The organism is Nocardia niwae NBRC 108934 = DSM 45340 (assembly GCF_001613465.1).
In the GTDB taxonomy this organism is placed as follows: Bacteria; Actinomycetota; Actinomycetes; order Mycobacteriales; family Mycobacteriaceae; genus Nocardia; species Nocardia niwae.
Map to the genome: position 1 here is coordinate 29,739 of NZ_BDCK01000022.1, position 25,291 is coordinate 55,029.

Genomic DNA, 25,291 nt, shown 5'->3' on the forward strand with positions numbered 1-25,291 from the left:
GCTCGCGGTCGATCCAAGCCAGCGTGGCCGCCACGGCGCCGCGATCAGCGACGTCGAGCGCCCGCACCCGGATCCGGGCTCCCCGCTCCCGCAACTCGGCGATGACCGACTCCGCTCGAGCGTCCGGCGCCGACCGCCCCGCGAGCACCAGCTCCGGCCACCCCCGGTCGACGAACCAGCGGGCCAGCCGCAAGCCGACCCCGCCGAGGCCACCGGTGACGAGCACGGTCTGCCCCGCTCCGGAAGCAAACACGTCCGGCACGGCTTCCACCGGCACCAGGCGCGGCACCAGAGGACATCCCCGACGCAGTGCGAGCTGGCGGGGCGCCTCGGGCGCGACGAGCGCGTCGGCCGCGGTTGCGGCATCGGTCGACCAATCCAGATCCAGTACCCGACAACCCATTTCGCGATGCTCGAGCTGCGCCGTGCGGGCGAAGCCCCACAGCGCGGACTGCTCGGGCGCCACCGGATCGACGGAATCGACCCGCTGCCCGTGCCGGGTGACCAGCCACACCGCGGGTTCCCCGGCCGACGCCGCGGCCTGCACGAGGTGCACAGCGCCTACCACCAGGCGTTCGGCGACGACCGGCGCGGGCGCGTCGTCGGCCGAGAGCGCGACCGCCGAGACGATCCCGCGCAACGGTGTGCGTCCATCGCTCACCGCGCCCAGCAGCGCGCGCACCGCCGCGGGCACGCCGAGGTCGACTTCGAACTCGTCGTCGGCGCGGAACGCGAAACCGTGACCGGGCCGGGCGAGGACACACTCCGCCCCGCGCGCCCGTAGGGCGTCGGCGAGCCTGTCGGCGAAGTCCCCGGACGCGCCGAGAATCAGCCAGCGCCCGACCGCCGAGGCGGGCAGCGGCGACCCGGTCCCCTGCCAGTCCATGCGATAGGTGTCCGCGAGGAACCGATCGTGCGGCGCATCGGAGGACTGCCCGCCCGAGTGCGGTGTGGGTGTCGGCATCACGCGCAATCCGTTCGCGACCAGCACCGGCTTGCCCTCCTCATCGAGCAGTCGAACATCGGCGACACACAGCTGTGGCGTCTGCTCGACGACGCGCACATGGCCGAATCGAACGGTGCCCGCCACAACCGAGACGAGCACTTGATCCACCGCGAACGGCACCCACGTCCGCTGCTCGGCGCGCGGGGACATCGCCGCGTAGGTGGCTTGGAACGCCGCGTCCAGCAGCACCGGATGCACCGTCTCGGTGCCGGTCCCGGTCTCCGGATCCGCCAACGTGACCAGGCATTCGTGCCGGCCGAAGCGCACGTCGACCACCCGGCGGAAGGCCGGTCCGTACGGCAGGCCCGCACGGGCCAGCAACTCGTAGAAGGTCGACGCGTCGAGGTGTTCCGGGCAGTTGCCGAGAATCTCCGCCAGCCCGGCGCCGTCCGGAATCCGGCGCGCCGCGGTGCGGACCAGTGCGCGAGCGTGCGTGCCGGAACCCTCGGTCGTCACCCGCACCGCCAACCCGTCGGCTGTCGGCTCGAAGCCCACTCGCACCGATTGCGGGCCGGTCAGGGTGAGACCATGGGTGATCACCAGGTCGTCGATCGCGACGACCTCACCGGCGACGAGCGAGCGTGCCCGGTCGGCGATGGACGCTACGAACCACGCACCCGGTACGACGACAGACTGATCCACGACATGGTCGGCCAGGTAGCGCGGCGAATCCGGAGCGAGTATCAGGTCGAAAGACGTTGTCCCACTTGACGGATTCGGATAGTCGGCACCGGTCGCCCGGTCAGCGGGAGCGGGGACCGCAGCGTTTTCCGGTCGCGCTGCAAGGTCCCTGTGCGGTGTGCCGGCGTCGCTCGACGCGTGCGATGCGCCGAGCCGCGCCGGAACGGACGCCTCGGCCGTGGCAGCGGGCTCAGAAAGCGGGGCGAGGCGCACCGGCTGCCCAGGCTCCGAGAGCCCATTCGGCCCGCGCATCGAAGTGCTGCCCGCCGTGCTCGGCTCCATGGAACTACTCGGCTGCCCGGAGGCAACGGTGGCCGGAGCCGCAGAAGGCGCGTCCTCGGTTCGTGGCGAAGAGCTCCCGGATCGCGAGGGTGCGAGGCTCGCATCGTCGGCTGGGGAACGCATCGCAGCATCCGGACGCCCTGCGGCCGAGAGGCCCGGCGTCGCGAACGCTCCCTGCTCGATCCAATAGCGTTGCCGCTGGAAGGCATACGTCGGGGCGAGCACCCGGCGCCGGTCGTGCGGCCGGTGCACCTGCTCCCAGTCCACCGGAACACCCGCGACATACAGCTGTCCGAGCGCGGTCATCATCGTCTCGCGGTCACCGCGGCCGCGGCGCAGCGATGCGACGAACCGTGCGGAGTCACTCAGCACTCGCCCGCCGAGCGTCGACAACGTCGGTTGCGGGCCGATTTCCAGGAAGTCGCCGATCCCCAGCTCGGCCATGGCCCGCATCCCCTGGGCGAACCGCACCGGCTGACGCGCGTGCCGCACCCAGTACTCCGGGCGCAGTTCACCCGCCCGCAGCGGCGCACCCGTGAGATTCGATACCAGAGGAATCGAGGGATCGGTCATCGTCGCCCGGGCCGCCGCCACCGCGAGGTCGTCGAGGATCGGATCCATCGCAGCGGAATGGAAAGCATGCGACACGGTGAGGGCAGTGGATCGGAAACCGCTGGCCGACAATTCTTCTCGCAACCGGTCGAGCACGGCTTCCGGTCCGGCGACCACCACCTGGGCCGGTCCGTTGTATCCCGCGATCGACACCTCGGGCTCGTACCGTGCCACCAGCGGCGAGACCTGTTCGGCGGGAGCGTCGAGGGCCATCATCCCGCCCCCGTCCGGCAGGCGCTGCATCAGCTGCCCGCGTACGGCGACGAGCCGCAAGGCGTCCTCCATGGACATCGCGCCCGCGGCGCAGGCGGCGACGTATTCCCCGACGCTGTGCCCGAGCACCGCGGCCGGGCTGATCCCCCATGCCCGCCACAGTTCCCACAGCGCCCATTCGACGGCGAACAACACCGGCTGAGTGAAGACCGTGCGCCGCAACAGATCCGGCCCGTGATCGCCGTAGACGGCTTCGACCAGTCCGATGCCGTCCGCGATCGGCCCCAGCACGGCGTCGCACTGCCGCAGTGCGTCGCGGAAGACCGGTTCGGAGTCGAACAATTCCCGGGCCATGCCGGGGTACTGCGATCCCTGCCCGGTGAACAGCAGCGCCACCTTCGGACGTGCTGTTCGCTCCGCGCGACCGCGGATCAGGGTCGGCGGCCGGTCCCGCAGCTCCCGTGCCGCGGCGGCGCCGGTATCGGCGACCACCGCGAGCCGCTCGTCGAAATGGGTGCGCGCGGTCGCGGCGGTGTAGGCGAGATCGCCGAAGGCGGCACGCTCCGAGGCGATTTCCTCCGCCCAGTGCCGCGCGATATCGGCGAGAGCGGTTTCGTCGCGTGCGGAGAGGACGAGCACCTGCGCGCCCGGTGTTTCCGGTCGCGGCATCTGCACCGGGTCGCCTTGGGTCACGATGACGTGCGCGTTGGTTCCGCTCATCCCGAAGGAGCTGATGCCGATCGCCGGTTCATTGCCGGTGCGCGGCCAGTCCCTGGCCTCACGCACGACTTCCAGCGGTAGCCCGGCCCAGTCGATCAGCGGGTTCGGTGTGCGGAAGTGCAGGCTCGGCGGGATCCGGCGGTGCTGCAACATGAGCACGGCCTTGATGACTCCCGCTACACCGGCCGCCGCCTCGGTATGCCCGATGTTTGTCTTGACCGATCCGATGAGCAGGGGGTGCGTACGGCTCGCGCCGTACACCTCGGCCAGCGCGGTGGCCTCGATCGGATCACCGAGCGGGGTGCCGGTCCCGTGGGTCTCGACGTAGTCCACCGCCTCCGGCCGCAGGCCCGCCCGCTGCAGCGCATCACTGATAACGCGCTGCTGAGCCGGGCCGTTGGGCGCGGTGAGGCCGTTGGATCGTCCGTCGTGATTCACCGCGACGCCACGCACGACGGCCAGCACCCGGTCACCGTGCCGGCGGGCCTGCGACAGCCGGGTCAACACCAGCACGCCGCACCCGTCGGCGCGAACATAGCCGTTGGCGTCGGCGTCGAACGCCCGCGACCGTCCGTCGGGCGACAGCGAGGCCAGACGGCAGAAGCCGATGGTGGTCTCCGCGGCCAGCTGGAGGTTGACGCCACCCACCACTGCCAGATCGCAACGGCCCGCGCGCAACCCGTCCGCGGCCGCCTGCATCGCCACCAGCGACGAGGAGCACGCCGTGTCCAACGTCATCGCGGGGCCTTGCAGCCCGAGTGCATAGGCCAGGCGACCGGCCGCGACGCTCGGCGCCGAACCGATCACCGAATAGGCCCCGATCGCGGTCGGATCGACGGCCCGGATCGGCGTCGCCGGATACTCGCTGAAGCACAGCCCGACGAACACGCCGGTACGGCTGCCCGCCAGCGCACCGGGGGCGCGGCCGGAACGTTCCAGAGCTTCCCAGGTGGTTTCCAGCAGCAGGCGTTGCTGCGGGTCCATCGCCCGCGCCTCCGCCGCGCCGATGCCGAAGAAGGCGGGATCGAATTCGTCGGCGCCGTCCACGAACCCGCCCCAGCGGGTGTACATCGTGCCCAGCGCAGCCGGATCCGGGTCGTAGTAGGCGTCGATGTCCCAACGCTGCGGCGGCACCTCCGTGATCGCGTCACGGCCGTGCCACAACAGTTCCCAGAAGTCCTCGGGTGTGCGTACCCCGCCGGGGAAGCGGCAGCTCATGCCGACGATGACGATCGGGTCGTCGTCCTGGTCGCTTCCGAGCTCGCGCTCGGTCGAAAACTGCTGCTCGACAGGTTGTTCCGCGGACGACGTCTCCGACGGTGAGGATGTGGGCAGAGGCACCTCGGCGATCTCGTCCTGTACCGCAGCGGGAGCGGCCGCGCCCTTGCGGTGCAGGAATTGCGCCATGTCCCGCACGGTCGGATAGTCGAAGACGAGCCCGGCGGGCAGCGGCATCCCGACCTCGGCGGCGAGCGCCGCCCGCAACTCCATTCCCGTCAGCGAGTCCACGCCCGTGTCGTGCAGTGGCACTTCCGGGTCGAGGGCTGCGGCTCGGTCCAGCACACGCATCGCGACGCGCTGGACGAGAGCCTCCCAGGGCGCGAGAGCATCCGGTGTTTCCGGAGCGCCCGCGGTCTCCGGCCGAGGCCGCGGCGGGGCGGCCGCCGTGACGTGCGGCGTCCGCTGCGCGTACCACCGATCGGGCACGAACTCGAAGACGCCCGGGGCGGTGCTGCCGGACCGGAGGAGATGTTCCAGCGCCGTGGCCGCATCGGCCTCGTACAGCGGCGGCAGCCCGCGCCGCGCGAGCCGCGCGGTGACATCGGCCCGATCGGCGGCCATACCCACATCGGCGAACGGGCCCCACGCGATGCTCAGCGCGGGCAGACCCTCGGCACGCCGGCGCCAGGCCAGCGCATCCAATGCGGCGTTGGCCGCGGCGTAGTTCGCCTGGCCCGGGGTGCCGAGCACGCCTGCCACGGAGGAGTAGGTGACGAACAGTTCCAGCGGCTGGTCGCGGGTGAGTTCGTCGAGGTGGCGCGCCGCGTGATATTTCGGTCCCAGCACGGTCTGGAACCTCGACCACGTCTGCTCGGTCACCACGCCGTCGTCGAGCACTCCCGCGCAGTGGATGACTCCGCGCAGGGGCGCGAGCCCGGATTCCGCGACGCCCTGCAGCAGCGCCGCGACGGCCGCGCGGTCGCCGACATCCGCCTGCCGCGCCGTCACGCGCACACCGGTCGCGCGTAGCGATTCCACCAGGCGCGCTCCCGCCGCGTCCGGTGCGCGCCTGCCCACCAGCACCAGATGTCGCGCACCGCGCTCGCACAGCCACCGCGCGGCCGCGGCGCCGAGGCCGCCGAAACCTCCGGTCACCAGATAGGTGCCTTCCGGCAGCCGGTCGTCGCGCGCGGCAGCGGGGGAGTCCCGGGCCGCCACCACGACACGGCCGGGATGATCTCGGTGCGCCATGGCGCGGAACGCCTCGGCGGCACGATCGATGCCGTGCACCGCGTGCGGCAGCGCGGTCAGCGCACGCTGTTCGAACAGCGCCATCACCTCGCGCAGGCCGGCGCCCAGCTGCCGCGGGTCGGCAGTGGCCGGATCGAAAGCCCGATGTCCGACGCCGTCGGGCCGCTCGATCGCGCCGCTCTGCACCGGATCCACGATCTCGACGAATCGGCCCCCCTCGCACAATGTTTCGGGGGCCTGCGCCGCGAAACCGTCCCCGAGGGTGTGCACCACGACATCCAGTCCGTGCCCCGCGGTTGCCGTACGCACGCGCTCGCCCAACCCGTGGCTGCGCCAAGTGTCGATGTGTGTCACCGGAAGGCCCGCGTGCTGCGCCCAGCGACGCAGCGCGCCGGGCACGCACACCTGCGCACCGGCGTGCGCGGCCAGCTGGACCGCGGCCATACCGATGCCGTCGGCGGAGCCGTGGACGAGCACACGATGCCCGGCGCGCAGTCCGCCGAGCTCGAACAGCGCATGCCACGCGGCGGCGAAGGCGTAGGGCACCGTCGCGCCTTCGGTGAACGACAGGTGATCCGGCAGCAGTGCCACCATGCCCTGGTCGACCGTCACGTGACTGGCGAAGCTCGCACTCGCCAAGGCGACGACGCGGTCGTCGACCGCGAGCCCCTCGACACCGGCGCCGATCGCGGTGATCCGGCCCGCGCACTCCGAACCCAACGGCAGCACACCCAGGGGATGAATGCCCGAGGCCACCCACAGGTCGTTGGCATTGAGACCGGTAGCGGCGACGGCGATTTCGACCTCTCCGGCCGCCGGTGGCCGCCGGAGACCGGAAACCAGCCGCATCCGGTCGAATTCGCCGGAGCGGTCCGCGACCAATCGGTACTCGGCGGAGGGCGCTGGCCCGTCGGCGAGACGAGCTGCCAGCCAACGGTCGTCGCGGATCGCGAACTCACCGGAGCGGTCGCTGAGCAGACCGTCGACGATCCTGTCCGCGGCGAATCCGGCGGGAAGATCCAGCAACCGGCACCCGAACTCGGGATGCTCGGCGGCCAGCGTGCGCCCGAGACCCCACAGCAGCGCCTGGTCGGGATCCGGCCGGTCGGCCGGAGTGACGTGCTGGGCGTCGACGGTCAGCAACCACAGTGCCGACGGTCGGTGCGCCGCCGCGTCCACTGCGCGCGTCAGCCGCAGGACGGCATCGACGCGGGTCTGGGCCGACGCGGCGGTCCACCCGAAGACGACACCGCGGAACGCCGACGTAAACGGATCGGCCGCATCATCCGGGCGAACGACCACTGTTTCCGCGCCGCGCGCAGCCAGCTCGGCGGCGACGGCGTCACCGACCGGGCTGTCCGCGAGGATCAACCAGCGGCCCGCGGGCTCCCCTGTGCTGAACGCCCCACGCTCGACGGGCACCCATTCCACGTGATGCAGCAGACGGGTGAACCGGGACGAATCCGGTTCGTCGGATACGGGGTTCGATACGGCCCCTGACATCGCGGCCAGCAGTTCGACCCCGTGCACACTGGCGAGCGGTCGCCCGGAGGCCGAGTGCAGCGTGGCGTCACCGACGATGACGCGCGCACTCTGCTCGGTCACCCGCACCCGGCACCGGACAATTGCGTCCCCGGCCGCCGGGCCGCCGAAGAATCGAGCTGTACCCACCCTGGAAGGCAAGAACAACCCCTCGGCGCGTGCGGTCACCACGAGGGTGTGCAGACAGGCGTCGAGCAGGATCGGATCGAGCACCGTGGCGCGGTCGGCAGGCACCCGGAACACGGCCTCGGCTTCGGTGTCACCGAGCCGCCGGAATTCGAGGGCGCAGCGGTATTCGGTACCCAGGTCCAGGCCCAGCCGGGCCACCGTGTCGTAGTAGGCGGGCCATATCCGCGCATCCGGGTCGAGCGTCACAGCCTCAGGCGGCGCTATCGAATCCTGTTTTTCCGCAGTCAGTTTCGCCTGCGCAAAGCTGATCGATCCGGCATCGGGGTGAACGAAATGCACACCGTAACCGTCCGGGCCGTGCTCGAGTTCGACCCGCACCACCGTTTCGGCGGTGACCGCCAGCGGCTCGACCAGTCGCAGCCCGGTGACTTCCCAGGACCCGGGCAGTTGAGCGGCCATCTCGTCCAACTGAACGCACAGCCACGCCGCGGGCACCGTGGGCACACCGTGCAGGCGGTGCCCTTCGAACATCTCCGGGGTGAGCCGCAAGGTGCGCGAGGAGTGCGTGTCCGCTGGGCGCGGCGTCAGCTCCAGCCAGTGCCGTTTGCGCTGGAACGGGTAGGTCGGCAAATCGATATGGCGCCACCGGCGACCGGAATACACTGCCGCCCAGTCGATGTCCGAGCCGTCGACATACCGGCGGGCCAGGTCTGCCGACCCGGTCGACTTCTCGACGACCGAACCGCTCGTGACGACCCCCGAGGCGAGATCCTCGAGCGCGGCGCGCAACTGCGCGGCGGTGTCGAAGCCGATGGCCACACGCACGTCGAAGTGGGTTCGGCCCACCGCGGCGGACGCGCACAAATCCACCAGCGCGGTCTGCGGGCGGGCGGCCAGCAGATCCCGGTAGCGAGCCGCCAGTGCACGCAGCGCATCGGCGCTCTTCGCCGACAGGACCAGCAGATGGGGTCCGGCGTCGTCGGCGGCTCCGGAGTCCGATGTCGGCGGCGCTTCCTCGAGCACCACGTGCGCGTTCGTCCCGCTGATTCCGAACGCGCTGACCCCCGCCCGCCGCGGTCGCTGTGCCCGTGGCCACGGCCGCTGTTCGGCGACCACGCGGACCGCGACCGAATCCCAGTCGATATGTGGATTGCCGGAACGGAAGTGCAGCGAGGCGGGAATGCGCTCGTGCCGCAGAGCCTCGATCACCTTGATGATGTTCGCGATGCCCGCCGCCGCCTGGGTGTGGCCGAGGTTCGACTTCACCGATCCGATCCACAGCGGCGTCGCTTCGGTGCGACTCTCCCCCAGCACCGAGGCGAGAGCGTTCACTTCGATCGGGTCGCCCAGCGCCGTGCCGGTGCCGTGCGTCTCGACGTAGTCGACGTCCTGCGCCTCGAGCGCCGCGTCCGTGAGCGCGGCGCGGATGACCCGTTCCTGCGCCGGACCGTTCGGTGCGCTCAACCCCTGACTGCGGCCGTCGGAATTGACCGCCGATCCGCGCACCAGTCCCAGCACCCGATCGCCGTCGCGGCGGGCATCGGCCAGCCGCTTGAGCACGAGCATCCCCGCGCCGTCACTCCAGACCACGCCATCGGCGCGCGCATCGAAGCTCTTGCACCGGCCGTCGGCGGCCAGACCGCGCGCCCGCGCGAAGTAGATGTCGAGCGAGGGGGTGAGCACCACGGTGGCGCCACCGGCCAGCGCCAGATCGCATTCGCCGCTGCGCAGGCTGCGCACCGCCGTGTGCACCGTCACCAAGGACGACGAGCACGCGGTGTCGATGGTGAGGCTGGGACCGTTCGCGCCGAGGAAGTACGACAGCCGCCCGGAAGCGACGCTGGAGAGATTGCCGGTGCCGAACCAGGCATCGGGCGCGATGTCGGCGCGCGCCATCCGTTCGGCATAGTCATTGGACATCAGCCCGACGAACACACCGGTCCGGCTGCCCTCCAGGCGGCCGACCGGATAACCTGCGTGTTCGAGCGCTTCCCAGGCGGTTTCGAGCAGCAAACGCTGCTGCGGGTCCAGCATCCGCGCCTCGCCGACGGAGATACCGAAGAACCCGGCGTCGAAGTCCTCCACCCCGTCGATGAACCCGCCCCAGCGTGTGTAGGTCTTGCCCTCGGCGTCCGGGTCCGGGTCGAAGAAGGCGTCCGCATCCCAGCGGTGCGCGGGCACCTCGGTCACCGCGTCGGTCTCGGTGTCCAGCAGATGCCACAAGTCGGCGGGACCGCGGACTGCGCCGGGATAACGGCAGCCCATGCCGATGATCGCGATCGCGTCGGCGTAATCGTCCGGGGCAGCGCCGTTTTCGCCTGCTGTGAGCTGCGACACGTTCGGTGTACTAGGTGTAACCGGGAGTTCGGTTGGGTACACCGGGGTGGTGAGCTGCTCGGAGATGCGCGTGATCGGTCGTCGTTCGGCCTGCTCTCGTGCCGTGCGACGGGCAGCCTTCGCACTGATCCGGGCGACCTCCTCGGACACCGCGGCGACAGTCGGATGATCGAACAGCAGGGTCGCCGGAAGCCGCACCCCCAGATCGGCGGAGAGCGCGTCGCGCAGTTCGACGGCCATCATCGAATCCAGTCCGAGTTCGCGCAGCGGCGCGCGGTCGGAGATCGCCGTCGTGCGGCCCAGCGCGGTCATGGCATGGGTGCGCACGATTTCCAGCAGTTCCGCCGGCTCTTGCGGATCCCGGGCCTCTCGCGCATCGAGCTGAGTAATCGCTTCCGCCTTCGCCGGAACCGCAGCAGCCGCAGGGAATACCGCGACGACGCCCTCGGCCGCCAGCAGCGAGCGCAGCGCTCGGGCGCCGTCCTCGACAGCCAGTTCGGAAACGCCGTGACCCGCCCAGGCGCGTCGCGCCGCATCGCCGAGTCCCTCGGCCATGCCGGTGCTCGCCCACGGGCCCCACGCGATGCTCACCGCGGGCAGGCCCCGCGCCGCGCGCAGGCGAGCGAGGGCATCGAGATACGCGTTCGCCGCGGCGTAGTTGCCCTGCCCCGCGGTGCCGACCACGGCGCTGACCGACGAGAACAGCACGAACAGCTCCAGCGACCTGTCCGCGGTCAGCTCGTGCAGGTGCCACGCACCGGCGACCTTCCCCGCGAACACCCGATCGACGCGATCCGCGGTCTGCTCGATCAGCAGGGCGTCGTCCAGAACGCCCGCGCAATGCACCACCCCGGCCAGCCTCGGAAATCCGTTCCCGAAGCGAGCGAGCAGACGCGCCAACGCCACTCGATCCGCGCTGTCGACCACCACGGACTCCACGCGCGCGCCGAGGGCGGCGATCCGCGCCACTTCCCGCTCGCCTTCCGGAACCGGGGCGCTGCGACCGGCCAGCACGATCGTGCCCGCACCGGCTTCGGCCAGGACCCGGGCGGCGGTCAACCCCAACGCTCCGCGCCCGCCCGTGATCAGATACGCGCCGCCACGATCGAGGCGAGGCATGGCGCCGAGGTCGTCGGAGGGCTGCATCCGCGGGGTGTAACGGTCCCGTCCGCGCAGGGCGACCGCGTGTTCGTCTGCGCCCGAGACGATTTCGCTCACCAGGCGGTGGTCGTCGCAGTGTGCGCCGATGGGCAGATCGATCAGGCGACAGCGCAATTCGGGCAGTTCGGTGCGCGCCACCGCGCCCAATCCCCACAGCGCCGCGGCGGCAGGGCGCACGGGTTCCCCGGGCAGCGCGCCGGTTGCCCCGACGGTCACCACGGACAACGGAGCGTCGATGACGCTCCGAGCCATCTGCCGCACCACGCCCAAGGCGAAATGCGTTTCCCGCCGCGCGGCGTCGGCGCTGTCGTCCGCCTCGGTGTCGGCGAGGTAGATCACCGCGCGGGCATCGGTCCCGACCGCCGGATCCGTTGTGCGTTCGACCGCCACGGCATCGGTACCGGCGGCGCGCAAGGCGGCGGCGAGCCGGTCGGCCTGCGGACCGACGCCGACCACCAACGCGGCGGCGGGTCCCCGTCCGCGCGGCGACACCGCGGCGGCCGTCCACGTCGGACGATGCGTGAGGCCGGACATGCGATCCCGATCCTGCGACTGTCCGGCGGTGCCGGACTCGGCGAACCATACGTCTTCGATATCGCAGACCACGGCTCCGGCGGTATCGAAGACCGTGATGCGAACCGTGCGGCCGGTGCGCTCGGCCAGCGCCCACGCACCGGCGCCCGCGTCCTGGCCGGACAAACGCAGACGACCGATACCGACCGGCAGTCGAGCCGCGTCGGTATCCCTGGCCACGAGCGCGAGACCGGTCTGGACCGCGGCGTCGAGCAGGCACGGAAGCCAGGCGTCCGATTCGCCGGCGAGTTCCACCGGGCGCCGCAATTCCGCGAGCACGCTGCCCTCGCCGGACCACAATCGTGTGATCCAGCGGAATCGGGGACCGAAGGTCAATCCGGCGTCGGCGCACCGGCGGTAGAAGTCCGCCGCATCCCAATCGGTGGACAGCGCGAGCTGTGCCGCGGACAGGTCAGCGGCATCGTCCGGCCGGTCCTCAGCGGCTCGAACCGACGCGGACACGGCGATGACATCGCCGTTCTCGACATGGAACCGCACTTCGGTGCGGTCCTCCGCTTCGGACACGAACGGCTCGGCCAATTCCTCCAGCGGCACCGGCCGCGCGGCCACGAAGTCGATCAGCTCACGATCGGTCCCTCCGGCCGCACGCAAAGCGCGCAGCGCGAGGTCCGCCGCGGGCACCACCGCGCGGTCCCGGAACCGATGCTCGGCAAGATATCCGGCGCTCGGCGACGGGCTCGCGTTCGGCACGGCGAACCGCTCCCGCTCGAAAGGGTAGGTGGGCAGGTCGTTGCGTCGTCGCGCACCCTCGGGTACCACCGCGCTCCATTCGATCTCCGCACCGGCGCGGTACAACTCGCCGAGGCCGGTCAGCAACACTTCGTCGTCGCCGGCACTTCGGCGCATACTCGGCAGCCACAGAGCACCGGGGGCGGTCGGCCGCCCGAACTCCAGCAGCACCGGGTGCGGTCCCACTTCGAGGTAGGCGTCCACGCCCAGCTCGGCGACCGATCGCACACCCTCGGCGAACCGGACGGTGCCGCGAGCGTGCGCACGCCAGTACGCGGCATCCATGCGAGTCTCGATCCGCGTGCCGGTCACATTCGACACCAGCGGAATCGCCGCCGCACGCGGGTCGGGCACCAGCGCGGCGACCTCGGCCTCGAAATCGTCCAGCATCGGATCCAGCAGCGGCGAGTGGAAGGCCGTCGCACCGGGAAGCCGCACCGCGCGGATCGACCATTCCCCGGCGGCGCGCACGATCCGGTCCACCGCGTCCACCGCTCCGGAGACCACGAACTGCCCGGGCCCGTTCACCGCGGCCACCGACACACTCGCCGCGAGCTCGTCCAGGAGTGTTTCGAACTGCGCGGGCGCGGCGAACACCGCCGCCATCGCCCCCCGCTGCTCCACTGCCTGCATCAGGCGACCGCGCTCGGCGGCCAAACGCAATCCGGCAGCGAGGTCGAACACTCCCGCGACGGTCGCCGCCACCAGTTCACCGAGGCTGTGCCCCAGCACGACGTCGGGACGCACCCCGAACGCCGACCACAATTCGGCGCAGGCCCATTCGATCGCGAACAGCGCCGGTTGCGCGTATTCGGTGCGGGTCAGCAACTCGTCGCTCGCCTCGAACAACACCGTCCGTAACCGCATGCCGCCGGGAAGCGGTTCGAGCAGCTGGTCACAGCGATCGAGCGCCGCGCGGAAAGCCGGGTACTTGCGGTCGAGCGCCGCGCCCATCCCCGCATACTGTGCGCCTTGCCCCGTGAACAACATCGCGATCCGCGGCCTCCCCGCATCCGAGTCGGTAGACCGACCTGACGGGAGCGCGAGTTCGCGGGCCGCTTCCTCGGCGGTACGCGCCACGACCACGCGCCGACGCGCGAAATGTGTGCGCCCCAGCGCCGCGGTGGCAGCGACATCGGCGAGCGGCGTCTCCGGCCGACGCAACTGCTCCGCGTAACGGCGCGAGAGCGTGTCGAGCGCAGCCGGGGTACGCGCCGAAAGAGCAAGCAGTGCAGGGCCCTCCGGTACCACGCGGGGCTGCGATGCGGGCGCCTGTTCCAGCACGACATGCGCGTTTGTGCCCGCGAAACCGAACGAACTCACCCCCGCCAGCCGGGGTCGATCCGTGCGCGGCCAGGCGACCTCGCGGGTCGGGAGCGCCAGCGCGGTGCCGTCCAACGTGATCTTCGAGTTCAACGTGGCGAAATCATGCTGGGGCGGGATTCGCTCATGCTGCAGTTGCAGCACCACCTTGATCAGCCCGGCGATGCCCGCGGCCGCCTCGAGGTGACCGATCTGCGACTTCACCGAACCCAGCAGGCACACCGACCCGTCCGGGCGCGGCGCACCGAGAACCCCGGCCAGCGCGTCGATCTCGATCGGATCGCCCAGTGGCGTGCCGGTGCCGTGCGCCTCGACATAGCCGATCCGGTCGGCAGAGCACCCGGCGTCGGCCAGCGCGTCGCGCAGCAGTTCCCGCTGTGCCGTCGGGTTCGGCGCGGTGAGGCCCATGGAACGACCGTCGTGGTTCACGCTCGAGCCTCGGATGAGCGCCCGGATCGCGTCACCGTCGGCGATCGCCCGCGACAGCGTCTTCAGCACGACGACACCCGCGCCCTCGCCGCGCACATACCCGTTCGCGCGGGCGTCGAAGGGGCGACAGTGCCCGTCGGGTGACAGCGCGCCCATGCGGGCCAGCGCCTCCGAGGTGAGTTCGGATTGCAGGAGATTCACCCCACCCGCCAACGCGACGTCGCACTCCCCCGCGCGCAGACTGCGACACGCTTGATGCACCGCTACCAGCGACGACGAACACGCCGTGTCGATCGCCACCGCGGGCCCGCGTAACCCGAGCGCGTAGGACACCCGCCCGGCCACGATGCTCGACATCGTGCCGGTGAGCGTGTGCGTGTCCACCGATTTCACCCAGTCCGGGGTGATCGTGCGCTGGTACTCCTGCCAGCTGACGCCGAGGAACACTCCGGCGCGGGCCGCGGCCGGGCTGTCGGGCAGCAGGGCGGCGTCTTCCATTGCCTCCCAAGCCACTTCGAGCGCAAGTCGCTGTTGTGGATCCATCGACGCCGCTTCGCGCGGCGCGATCCCGAAGAAGCCCGCATCGATGGCATCGATCGGCCCGGCCAGCAGACCGGCCCGCCGCCGAGCTCGCCGAGGCTCCGAATCCAGGACGGCCCAACGGTTTTGCGGCGCCTCGACGATCGCGCCGCGACCCGAGGACAGCAGTTCCCAGTACTGCTGCGGGGTTTGCGCGCCGCCGGGAAAACGGCAGCCGATACCCACCACGGCGATCGGCTCACGCTGCCGCCGCGCCTCCAGCTCCTGAATTCGGCGGAGCGCCCGCGTCAGCAAGACCCGTAGGTCATACCCATCATCCGACATCCGCGCCGTCACCCACATCTTGCCAAAGTTGTGACGTGGAACATACGACGGGCCCGGTTATGCGTCAATTACACGATGTATGCACAAAGGTAACTAAAGTTACCAACTAGTAGCTTGATCTTTCGCTCAACGATGTTGCCCGAGTGAAACATTCACTTTTGAAGGATTCACTCCGACTGGGGCTGCCTGCGGGACGCGCCGATCCGTTCGATCCGGTCGCGTCCCCACGCGCCCAACGGTTCCAGCGCGGCGTCGAGCGCGACCCCGACCTCGGTCAGCCGGTATTCCACTCGCGGCGGCACTTCGCGATACACGGTTCGGCTGACGATGCCGTCCTCCTCCAGCTCGCGCAGTTGCTGGATCAGCATCTTCTCCGAGACCCCCGGCAGCCCCTTACGCAGTTCGCCGAAGCGCCGGACGCCGTGGTTGTCCAGCTCCCACAGGATCAGTGCCTTCCACTTCCCGCCGACGACGTCCATCGCGGCGTCGATGCCGCAGAAGTACGGTCCCGACCTTTTCGTGCTCATCGCAACCTCTCCACCTGCTCACAAACCAATGGGTAAGTACCGGACAAAATAGTAGGTACTTGCCTCCCCGCAGGATAGCGAGCAATCTTGGTCGCAGCGCGCTGACCAGGACGTTTCCCTATCCCAAGGAGTTGACCCCGCAATGGCGGAGACCACGAAGACCCCGGCGACCATCCTGGGCCTCGGCGCGATGGGCCGCGCACTGGCCGCGACCTTCTCGAAGGCCGGCGTGCCGGTGACCGTCTGGAATCGCACCCCGGGCAAGGACACCGAGCTCCTCGCCGCCGGAGCCGTCCGAGCCGCGACCCTCGCCGAGGCGATCGATGCCGGCGGTCCGATCATCGCGGTCCTGCTCGACCACGCGTCGGTGCATGCCACGCTCGACCCCGTGGCCGACCGGCTGGCCGGACGGCAACTGATCAATCTCACCAGCACCGCCCCGGGAGAGGCGCGCGAACTCGCCGCCTGGGCGGCCGGACTCGACTGCGAGTACCTCGACGGCGGAATCATGGCGGTGCCACCCATGATCGGACTGCCCGGCGCAGCCATCCTCTACAGCGGCTCGCAGGCGGTCTTCGACGCGCACCGCGAAACTCTCGAATTGCTCGCCGCCGCAGAATACTTCGGTGAGGACGCGGGCTTCGCCTCGACCTACGACTTCGCCCTGCTCGCCACCATGTACGCGATGTTCGGCGGCTTCCTGCACGGTGCGGCGATGATGCGCTCGGTCGGCGTCTCCGCCGCGGAATTCGGCCGGCGAGCCGCCGGGTGGGTCAGCGCGATGACCGGGTCACTGCCACACCAGGGCGCCGTCATCGACACCGCCGCCTACACCGACCCCGTCCAATCGATCGCATTTCACAAAGCCGCGCTCGACGCGATCAACCGCGCCAGTCGCGACGCGAATATCACGCTCGACTTCGTCGCCCCCCTGAAAAACCTTCTCGACCGTCAGGTGGCAGACGGCCGCGGTGCGCTGGGGTTCGAACGCACTTTTGAAGAACTCCTCTGACCCGCGCGCCGCGAATTCACCTTCTCGTGCTTGCCGAATTGCTCGGCGCCGGTCGCGGCAATGAACCCGCGCGGCGCCGAGCAATCGCAGTCCTGCTGACCGGCGCGGCCGGATGCTCCTCGATCCGGCGCATGCGCAACCACGCACCGATTCAGCTATCCGTTTCCGGTAGACACGCACGGGTACCACGTGCGCGAAGTCTACATCTGAAACGGGACAGAGAAGGATCGGCCATGAGCAAGCGACCGTTCAGCAAAGGTGACGAGGTGGAGTGGAGCAGTCACGGCGGTACCGCCGAAGGCGAGGTGGAGGAGGTGATCACCTCCGATACCGAGGCCGCGGGCCGGACCGTCCGGGCATCCGAGGAAGATCCGCAGTATCGGGTGCGCAGTGCGAAAAGCGGTCGGGACGCGGTGCACAAACCCGGCGCTCTCCGCCGACGGAACGAGTGACAGCGAAATCGGAACCGCCATGAAGAAAGATGCACGCGCCGAATTCGCCGACGTGGTCGATATGACGGCGAAGGAATTACGCCGGTGGCTCGACACCGACGAGTCGAAATCGGTGGGACAGAAAGCGGAGAGCGGCGGCGAGTCGACTCGCGACCGGGGGCCACGCGACACCCGGACCTGACGCTGTCACTCCGATGGATTGCGAGTCAGTGTGTGATCACGATCTTGCCGTTGGCTTTGCCGTGCTCGACGTAGGCCATCGCCTCGGGGGTGTCGGCGAATGGGAAGGTCCGGTCGAGCACGGGGTGCAGGATCTGCTGGTCGTAGAGCGCGGCCAGATGCGCGAGCTGGTTACCGTCGGCTCGCATGAAGAAGAACGCGTAGCGCGTGCCCAGCTTCTTGGCCTGGGCGCGGATCTTGCGGCTCATCAGGTACATGACGGGTGCGAGCAGCGGCTGACCGATCTGTTTGGCGAAGCCCGGGTCGGGTGGTCCGACGACGCTGATCGCGATACCACCGCGGGCGAGTACGGTCAGCGACTTCCGCAGGCTGGCTACACCGAGAGAGTCGAGGACGACGTCGTAGCCGGACAGCTCCCGGGTGAAGTCTTGTGTGGTGTAGTCGATGACCTCGTCGGCCCCCAACGCCCGGACCTTGTCGAGGTCTTTGGTGTGCGCGGTGGTGGCGACAAAGGCTCCGAGGTGCTTGGCGACCTGGATGACCGTCGATCCGAGACCGCCGGCGCCCGCGTGGACCAGCACCTTCTGTCCAGGCTGAAGGGCGGCGGTCTCGACGAGTGCCTGCCAAGCGGCCAGTGCCACCAGCGGCACCGCGGCAGCCTGCTCGAACGACAGCGAGCCCGGCTTGCGGGCAACGTCGGCGACGTCGATCGCAATGGCCTCCGCGAAGGCTCCGATCCGCAAATCCCTTGGTCTTGCGTAGATCTCGTCGCCGACTTCGAACTCGTGCACGTCCTCCCCGACGGCAGTCACGACTCCAGCGAGGTCATGCCCCAGGACGAAGGGCGTTTCGTATTTGAGCAGTCGCTTGAATTCGCCATTGCGCACCATCTTGTCCAGCGGGTTGATGCCCGCCGCGCGGATGTCGACGAGGACGTCGTTGCGGCCCGGCGTCGGGGTGGGGATGTCGGCGGGCTCGAGTCCGTCCTCGCCGTAGTGGTCGACCACGAATGCCTTCATCGGTGCTTCCATCCTTCCTGTTGTGGCGAGCTCGAGACGGTTGCCCGCGGCTGGGCCAGCGCCAGGGCGTTGGTGAGGCCGGCGGCGAGGACGCGATCGGAGAGTTCGCGATCGGTGAGCGCACGGGCCAGCTGCAAGGTGCAGATCAGTGCGGTGAACAGCCCTGTCGCCCGATCGTAGGAAGCCTCGGGATCCGCCGGGTCCAGGCGGTGTGCGATGAGGGCGAGGACGGACCGTATGCCGGTCGTGTATGCGTCACGGATCTGGGTGTCGCAGCGGCTGATCTCGTCCAGCAGCGCGGCCGACGGGCATCCGTTTTCTCGGTCATCGCGGTGGGCCGGGGACAGGTACTCGCGAATGAAGCGCTCCAACCCCTCGGGCCCGTCGGGCATCGCCTCGATCATCGCGCGCTGGGCCGCGAGCTGATCTGCGACGACATTCGCGACAAGATCGCCCTTCGAGGTGAAGTGCCCGTAGAACGCGCCGTTGGTCAACCCGGCGTCGCCGACCAGGGACGCGATGCCCGAGCCGTCGAGACCGTCGCGCTTGAACCTGCGTGCGGCGGCGTCGATCAGCCGTCGTCGCGTCGCGTCCTTGTGATCAGCGCCGTACCTGGCCATGGGTGCTCCGTTCGGGTTCGGTGTCCCTATCGACATTACATTACGATCATAATATTATGATCGTAATTCAATGGACGAACTCATGCAGAAGGAGACGTCATCGCATGCGCGAGCTACCCAGCCCGCACCGTGAGGTTCTCGCGTCCGGCCGCCAGCGCGACGTGCGCGACGGCCGCGTCCAGCCCGCGCCTCGGCAACGGCGCCCCATCGAACATGGTGATCTCGACAGCATCCTCGGCGAGCTCCCAGACGCCCGCGATGCGTCCGTCCACCACGACGATCGGTGAGATCCAGCCCGCGGTGCGGCTCACTTTCGCACAGTGGGCTGCAGGCAGCACGACGGTGTCACCGGTGCCCGGCCCGAGCACGTACTGGTCGAAGGCGCCCAGCAGGTGCACCGTCCGGCTCGGCGCGGTGGCGGCCAATTCATCGGCCCGGCCGGTCGGCAGGAAGGCGCGGCGGCCCTCGACGTCCACTTCGGTGAGCAGGTCACCCAGTTCGGCGAACCAGCGCCGCACGGTGGTCTTGCGCAGGCTGTTGCGGCTGAGCCAGGCATCGAAGGTCTCCGGCGTCGCCGGGCCGTAGGCGCTGAGATAGGCGAGGATCGCTGCCCGCGCCGCCGCGTCCGGCTCGGGCAGGCCGGGCCAGTCGCGCACCAGATGCGCCGGACTGGTGAACGTCACCTTGCTGCCCCGCGCCGGTCCATGGCACAGCGCGCCCTGCCAGGCCAGCGGTTTGAGCAGCGCACCCCACCCGGAGCGCAATTCTTCCCCGAGCCGGTGGAACTGCGGCGCGGATATCAGGGCTTCGACGAGTTCTTCCCGGGTGAGCACGGCGGCGGCGAGCACCTCGGCGACCGCCTCGGTCAACGCCGCGACCTCCGCGGGCGAGGCGCCGAAAGTCTTCTGCCAGGACGGCTTCTCCCAGGTGCGCGCGGAACCGATGAGCGCGAGCGCGGCGGCAGCCAAGTCTGGCGACAGTGCGTGCAGAGTGCCGCGCATCGCCCAGGTCTTCATCAGCGTGCCGTCGTCGAGTGCGCGAACCAGCGCGCCGGACTCGGGTTTCGTGCTGCGCAGGGCGACCGCAAGTTCCGCCGCGGAGGTGACCTGAGCCTGTACGCCGCCCAGTCGCGCGGCGATCGCTTCCGCGCCCCCGTCGGTGCGGGACCCGACATACTGACGATGCAACCGCCAGGCGAAGACCTGATCCCAGGTGGCCCGCACTCGCACTCCTTCTCGTACTCAGCTCAGCAGCGCACCGGCACCGGCGACCGTGGCGGCGGCAAGTGCGGACCCGGTGACCGTGATCGTGATCACGCCGAGCAAGGCGGTGCGGGTGGTGGCGCGCCGGATCGCGCCGACCGGATCGGCCAGCCGCTCGGCGCGGGCCAGTACCGCTGTGCCCGCCGCGGCCAGCGCCCCCGGGGGCGTGGGTTCGACGATGCCCACGATGGCCAGCAGCCCACCCAGCAGCGGCAGCGAACCGTGCTCGTCGGCGGCCTTGTCGTCGGCGCACATCTCCAGCAGCCGGGCGATCTCGGCGGCGCCGACGGTGAACAACCGCAAACCCGGCAGCGTGGTGGCCACCGCGCGCAGCACCGACGTCAACGCCGCGTGCCGGCCGGACAGGTGCGCGCGTTCGTGGGCGAGCACCGCGGCGAGCTGGTCGCCGTCCAGCGCCTCCAGGGCGGCGGTGGTGACCACGATGGTGTCGGGCCTTCCCGGCACGCAGTACACCTGCCGTTCCGGCGAGTCGAGCACGACCGCGCCGATACCCGGCACCGGCCTGCCGACGAGGCGGACCGCCCGCGCGTGCACGGTGGTGCGCCTGCGCATGTCCACGACGACACCCACCGCGCGCGCCACCAACGCGAACGTGCCGGTGGCCACCAGCGCAGCCACCGCGAACGTCGCCGCCCGGCCGGCCGCGTCGCCGTGCACGTGCATCGGAGTCCACAGGAACGAGGCGCACGCGCTGAGCGCGTCCTTCGGATGTCCCCAGTAGGTGGCGAACTCGACGGTCAGCACTGCCGCCGCGATTCCCCAGGCGCTGAGCGCACCGACGATCGCGACCACCCAGGCGATCACGCCCAGTCGCGGCGCGATGCCGCGATGGGTCAGACTGCGCAACACCGGGGGACCGAAAGTCGCCACGACGCCGCCGTACAGCGTCAGCGCGAGGGCCAGGCTCACGGCGCTTCTGGTGACTTGCGCGCCGCCAGTCTGCGTAGCGCAGCACGCAGCCCGGCCGATTCCTCGGCGCTGATCCGATCGACGAAGTGACTGAGCACCAGGTCCGAACGTCCGCCGGAACCGAGCGCTTCCAGCATGAGCCGGGCGCTGTGTTCTTCCCTGGTGAGGGTCGGCCAATATCGATAGGCCTTCCCGGCGCGTTCGCGCGCCAGCCAGCCTTTCCGATGCAGGTTGTCCATGGTCGACATCACCGTCGTATAGGCGATGTCACGCTGAGCCGACAGTTCGTCGAAGATCTCGCGCACCGTTGTGTCCTCTGCGTCCTGATCCCAGATGCGGTCCATGATCACCGCCTCCAGATCCCCGAATCCACGCACCGTACCGACTCCCTCATCCGAGCTGTACCCCGCCGTGGGAACAGGTTACCGTCCACGACGAGTTACTACGGAGGCAACCAGTAGATCCGGGACTGTCGGACCTCCATGCGAACATATGTTCGTGCCCGACGCGCCCGTCTCCCGATCCGGTCGACCCCGGATACTCGCGCGCGCGGAGGCATCGATCCTGCACGCCGACCTCGACTCGTTCTATGCGTCGGTCGAGCAGCGCGACGACCCGCGGCTGCGCGGCAAACCGGTGATCGTCGGCGGCGGCGTCGTCCTGGCCGCCAGCTACGAGGCCAAGGCGTTCGGCGTGCGCACTCCGATGAACGGCGCGCAGGCGCGCCGGTTGTGCCCGCACGCCATCGTGGTGCCGCCACGCATGTCCGCCTACGCCGAGGCGAGCAGAGCCGTCTTCGAGATCTTCCGCGACACGACGCCCGTGGTGGAGGGCATCTCCATCGACGAGGCGTTCCTCGACGTCGGCGGGCTGCGCCGGATCGCGGGCGAGCCGGTAACCATCGCGACGCGGTTACGCGCGGAAGTCCGCGACCGGGTCGGCTTGCCCATCTCCGTGGGGATCGCCCGCACCAAGTTCCTCGCCAAGGTGGCCGGCGCCGTCGCCAAGCCCGACGGGTTGCGGCTGGTACCACCCGACCGCGAGGTGGAGTTCCTGCATCCGCTGCCGGTCGAAAGACTATGGGGCGTAGGCGATGTCACCGCCCGGATATTGCACGAGCACGACATCACCCGGGTGGGCCAGCTGGCCGAGCTGGGTGAGCGCCCGCTGCGAGCGATTCTCGGGCCCGCCGCCGCCCGCCATCTCTACGCCCTGTCCTGGGCACGGGACCCGCGCCGCGTCGAGACCGGCAGGCGGCGGCGCTCGATCGGCGCCCAGCGCGCCCTCGGCCGCAAGCACCGTCCGCCCGACGAGATCGAGGCCTACCTGCACGGGCTCACCGATCGGCTGGGCAGACGGCTGCGCGCCGCCGACCGGGTGTGCCGAACCGTGGTGCTGCGCCTGCGTTTCGACGATTTCACCCGGGCCACCCGCTCGCACACCCTGGCCGAGGCCACCGATCACACCGAGACGATCGTGCTCGCGGCGCGCGGTCTGCTCACCGGCGCGATGCCGCTCATCCAGGAACGCGGCCTCACCCTGATCGGCCTGGCGCTGACCAACCTCGACGACGCCGACAGCGTCCAGCTCACCCTGCCGTTCCAGGCCCGCGCCGCCAACACCCTCGACGCGACCCTCGACGACTTGCGCAAGCGCTTCGGCTCCGCCGCCGTCACCCGCGCCGCCCTACTGCATCGCGGCGAGGGCCTCTCGGTACCGCTCCTGCCCGACTAGCCTCGGGTGGCCGCCAGCGCTTCCTGCTGGATGCGCTCGAACTGCGCGCCCATGGCGGCCGACAGGGCTTGGGCGCCGGAGAGCGGGCGCACCATCACCATGAAGTCGTCGATCTTGCCGTCCTCGTCGAAATGCAGGAAATCGCAGCCGTTCACGGTCTTGCCGTCGACGGTCGCCTCGAACACCAGCGCGTGATCGCGGCCGTCGGCCCCGGCGATCTCCCGGACATATCGGAAGTCCTCGAACACCCGCATCACCCCGCGCAGGATCGCGGCGGTGATCGCCTTGCCCGGATACGGCTTGAACGCCACGGGGCTGGTGAACACCACGTTCTCGGCGAGCAACTCCTCCATGGCCGCGCTGTCCCCGGCCTCGACGGCCGCACGGAACGCGTTCATCCGGCACCTCCGCATATGCAACTAGGTGAATAGGGTCGGCTCGACAGTAGCCCACATTCACCCGTTCCGGAACCCGCGACCGGTCAATACGACCGTTTCGGCCGCTTGTCCATCAACCGCAGGATCAGCGGCGTGAAGATCAGCTGCATGGCCAGCTCCATCTTCCCGCCGGGCACCACGATGCAGTTCGTCCGCGACATGAACGAGTCGTGCAGCATCGACAGCAGATAGGGGAAGTCGATCACCTTCGGGTCGGCGAACCGGATCACCACGAAGCTCTCGTCCGCCGTCGGAATGCTGCGCGCGATGAACGGATTGGAGGTGTCCACGGTCGGCACCCGCTGGAAATTGACGTAGGTGCGGGAGAACTGCGGGCAGATGTAGGTGACGTAGTCCGGCATCCGCCGCAGGATCGTATCGATCACGGCCTCGCTGGAGTACCCGCGCTCGGTCTTGTCCCGGATGACCTTCTGGATCCACTCCAGGTTGATGATCGGCACGACGCCGACCAGCAGATCGGTGTAGCGGGCCACATCCACGGTGGCGGTGGCCGCCGCGCCGTGCAGCCCCTCGTAGAACAGCAGGTCGCTGCCCGGCGTCAACTCCTCCCACGGCGTGAAGGTGCCCGGCGGCTGGCCGTAGGGCTTGGCCTCGGCCTCGTCGTGCAGGTACCGGCGCACAGTCCCGACGCCGGTCTCGCCGTAGTCGCGGAACAGCGTCTCCAATTCCTTCAGCAGGTTGGCTTCCTCACCGAAATGCGAGAACCGCACATTGCGGTTCTGCTCGGCCTCGGCCATCGCCAGCTTCATCTCGTTGCGGTCGTAACGGTGGAACGCATCGCCCTCGACGATCGCCGCGGTGATCCCCTCGCGGCGGAAGATCTCCTGGAAGGTCCGGGTCACGCTGGAGGTCCCCGCCCCGGAGGACCCGGTGATGGCGACGACCGGATGCTTGACCGACATGGTTCTCCTCTTCAGCGCTGGGCCGGACGAAACAGCGACCGCCTGCCGAACAGCGAGCTGTCGAAGCCGGGCCCCTCGTCGGGCTCGCGGTGATACCGCTCGATGCGCTCGACTTCGTTGCGGGAACCGAAGATCAGCGGCACCCGCTGGTGGACGTCGCCGGGCATCACTTCCAGCACCCGCTCGCTGCCGGTCGTCGCCGCGCCACCGGCCTGTTCGACGATGAACGCGATCGGATTGGCGCCGTAGAGCAAAGCCACCCGCCCCGGGCGCGCGGGCGGGCGGGTGTCGCGCGGATACAGGTACACCCCACCCCGAGTGAGGATGTGGAAGGTGTCGGCGACCAGCGAGGCCACCCAGCGCATGTTGAAATCCCGTTCCCGCGGCCCGTCCACGCCGTCCAGGCATTCCTGCACGTAGCGGCGCACCGGTCGCTCCCAGAATCGCTCGTTGGCCGCGTTGATAGCGAACCCGGAGGTGTTCTCGGGAATACGCATCCGCGGGTGGGTCAGCACGAACGCGCCGATCTCACGGTCCAACGTGAACCCGTCCACGCCGTTGCCGGTCGTCAACACCAGCATGGTCGCCGGCCCGTACAGGGTGAACCCCGCGCACACCTGCTCGACCCCGGCCTGCAGGAAGTCCTCCGCGGCCGGACCGTCGCCGAGCGCGGGTGCGCGCAGCACGCTGAAGATGGTGCCCACCGGGAGGTTCACGTCGATGTTCGACGAACCGTCCAAAGGATCGAACGCCAGGAGATACTTCCCACGCCGATGCGTCGCGGGCACCGGATGGATTTCATTGATCTGTTCGGAGAGCAACGCCGAAAGATGCCCCGTCCATTGTGTCTCGGCGACCATGATGTCGTTGCTGATCGCGTCCAGCTTGCGATGCACCGTCGGCGGCAGGTTGTCCGGCTCCGAGGCGCCCAGCGATCCGGCGATCGCGCCGCGGGTGACCTGATTGGCGACGATCTTCGTGGCGGTCGCGATCACGTTCACCAGCGCGGAGAACTCACCGGAAGATCCGGGATGGCGATGCTCCTGCTCGATGGTGTAGCGGGTGAGGGTCTTCAATCCTTCTGGCATAACGCCTCGATCT

Annotated in this window: 14 protein-coding genes (1 of these 14 running past the window's edge); 4 read left to right on the top strand and 10 right to left on the bottom strand. The window is 69.7% G+C overall.

Going from position 1 to position 25,291, the window contains the following annotated elements:
• Positions 1-15,094 carry the 5' portion of a type I polyketide synthase gene (locus NNI01S_RS34500; protein ID WP_169812971.1) on the bottom strand. It extends 6,488 nt beyond the left edge of the window, so 15,094 of the gene's 21,582 nt are visible here — the first part of the coding sequence; its start codon is at positions 15,092-15,094; the stop codon falls past the left edge of the window.
• A gap of 167 nt (positions 15,095-15,261) precedes the next feature.
• Positions 15,262-15,621, bottom strand: coding sequence for a winged helix-turn-helix transcriptional regulator (locus NNI01S_RS14630; RefSeq protein ID WP_063020649.1), 360 nt, complete (start codon positions 15,619-15,621; stop codon positions 15,262-15,264).
• A 142-nt stretch (positions 15,622-15,763) separates the two neighbouring features.
• On the opposite strand from NNI01S_RS14630, the gene NNI01S_RS14635 reads away from it, so the two are divergent.
• The 3 genes from NNI01S_RS14635 to NNI01S_RS14645 all read left to right on the top strand — a co-directional run bounded on the left by NNI01S_RS14635 (position 15,764) and on the right by NNI01S_RS14645 (position 17,266).
• Positions 15,764-16,633 (top strand): NAD(P)-dependent oxidoreductase, encoded by an 870-nt coding sequence (locus tag NNI01S_RS14635; RefSeq protein WP_063020650.1) that lies wholly within the window; start codon positions 15,764-15,766, stop codon positions 16,631-16,633.
• A gap of 233 nt (positions 16,634-16,866) precedes the next feature.
• The gene (locus NNI01S_RS14640; RefSeq protein ID WP_063020651.1) at positions 16,867-17,085 is read left to right on the top strand and encodes a hypervirulence associated TUDOR domain-containing protein; all 219 of its coding nucleotides are present in this window, start codon (positions 16,867-16,869) and stop codon (positions 17,083-17,085) included.
• A gap of 19 nt (positions 17,086-17,104) precedes the next feature.
• Positions 17,105-17,266, top strand: a complete 162-nt coding sequence (locus NNI01S_RS14645) for a DUF3140 domain-containing protein (RefSeq protein WP_157114792.1) — start codon at positions 17,105-17,107, stop codon at positions 17,264-17,266.
• Between the two features lie 25 nt (positions 17,267-17,291).
• Here the strand turns inward: NNI01S_RS14645 and NNI01S_RS14650 are convergent, their stop codons facing one another.
• The 5 genes from NNI01S_RS14650 to NNI01S_RS14670 all read right to left on the bottom strand — a co-directional run bounded on the left by NNI01S_RS14650 (position 17,292) and on the right by NNI01S_RS14670 (position 21,473).
• Entirely contained in the window at positions 17,292-18,284 is a 993-nt protein-coding gene (locus NNI01S_RS14650; protein ID WP_063020652.1) for an NADP-dependent oxidoreductase, read from the bottom strand.
• On the bottom strand, positions 18,281-18,904 hold the full coding sequence (locus NNI01S_RS14655) for a TetR/AcrR family transcriptional regulator (RefSeq protein ID WP_063020653.1): 624 nt from the start codon (positions 18,902-18,904) through the stop codon (positions 18,281-18,283). Before NNI01S_RS14655 ends, NNI01S_RS14650 begins: the two co-directional genes overlap by 4 nt.
• A gap of 113 nt (positions 18,905-19,017) precedes the next feature.
• On the bottom strand, positions 19,018-20,127 hold the full coding sequence (locus NNI01S_RS14660; RefSeq protein ID WP_063020654.1) for a DNA glycosylase AlkZ-like family protein: 1,110 nt from the start codon (positions 20,125-20,127) through the stop codon (positions 19,018-19,020).
• An 18-nt stretch (positions 20,128-20,145) separates the two neighbouring features.
• Positions 20,146-21,096, bottom strand: a complete 951-nt coding sequence (locus tag NNI01S_RS14665; protein ID WP_063020655.1) for a M56 family metallopeptidase — start codon at positions 21,094-21,096, stop codon at positions 20,146-20,148.
• Positions 21,093-21,473: a BlaI/MecI/CopY family transcriptional regulator gene (locus NNI01S_RS14670; protein ID WP_084488800.1), complete on the bottom strand. Its 381-nt coding sequence runs from the start codon at positions 21,471-21,473 to the stop codon at positions 21,093-21,095. Before NNI01S_RS14670 ends, NNI01S_RS14665 begins: the two co-directional genes overlap by 4 nt.
• 115 nt (positions 21,474-21,588) lie before the next feature.
• Between NNI01S_RS14670 and dinB the strand changes: the two genes are divergently transcribed.
• Positions 21,589-22,830: a DNA polymerase IV gene (gene dinB / locus NNI01S_RS14675; protein ID WP_063020656.1), complete on the top strand. Its 1,242-nt coding sequence runs from the start codon at positions 21,589-21,591 to the stop codon at positions 22,828-22,830.
• On the opposite strand, the gene NNI01S_RS14680 is transcribed toward dinB, so the two are convergent.
• From NNI01S_RS14680 to NNI01S_RS14690, 3 genes are all read right to left on the bottom strand, one after another.
• Entirely contained in the window at positions 22,827-23,228 is a 402-nt protein-coding gene (locus NNI01S_RS14680) for a nuclear transport factor 2 family protein (protein ID WP_063020657.1), read from the bottom strand. The two genes, dinB and NNI01S_RS14680, sit on opposite strands and share 4 nt — an antisense overlap.
• Before the next feature lie 83 nt (positions 23,229-23,311).
• Positions 23,312-24,190 (bottom strand): phosphoribulokinase, encoded by an 879-nt coding sequence (locus NNI01S_RS14685; RefSeq protein ID WP_063020658.1) that lies wholly within the window; start codon positions 24,188-24,190, stop codon positions 23,312-23,314.
• A gap of 11 nt (positions 24,191-24,201) precedes the next feature.
• Positions 24,202-25,278, bottom strand: a complete 1,077-nt coding sequence (locus NNI01S_RS14690) for a class 1 fructose-bisphosphatase (RefSeq protein ID WP_063020659.1) — start codon at positions 25,276-25,278, stop codon at positions 24,202-24,204.
• Positions 25,279-25,291: the final 13 nt, after the last annotated feature.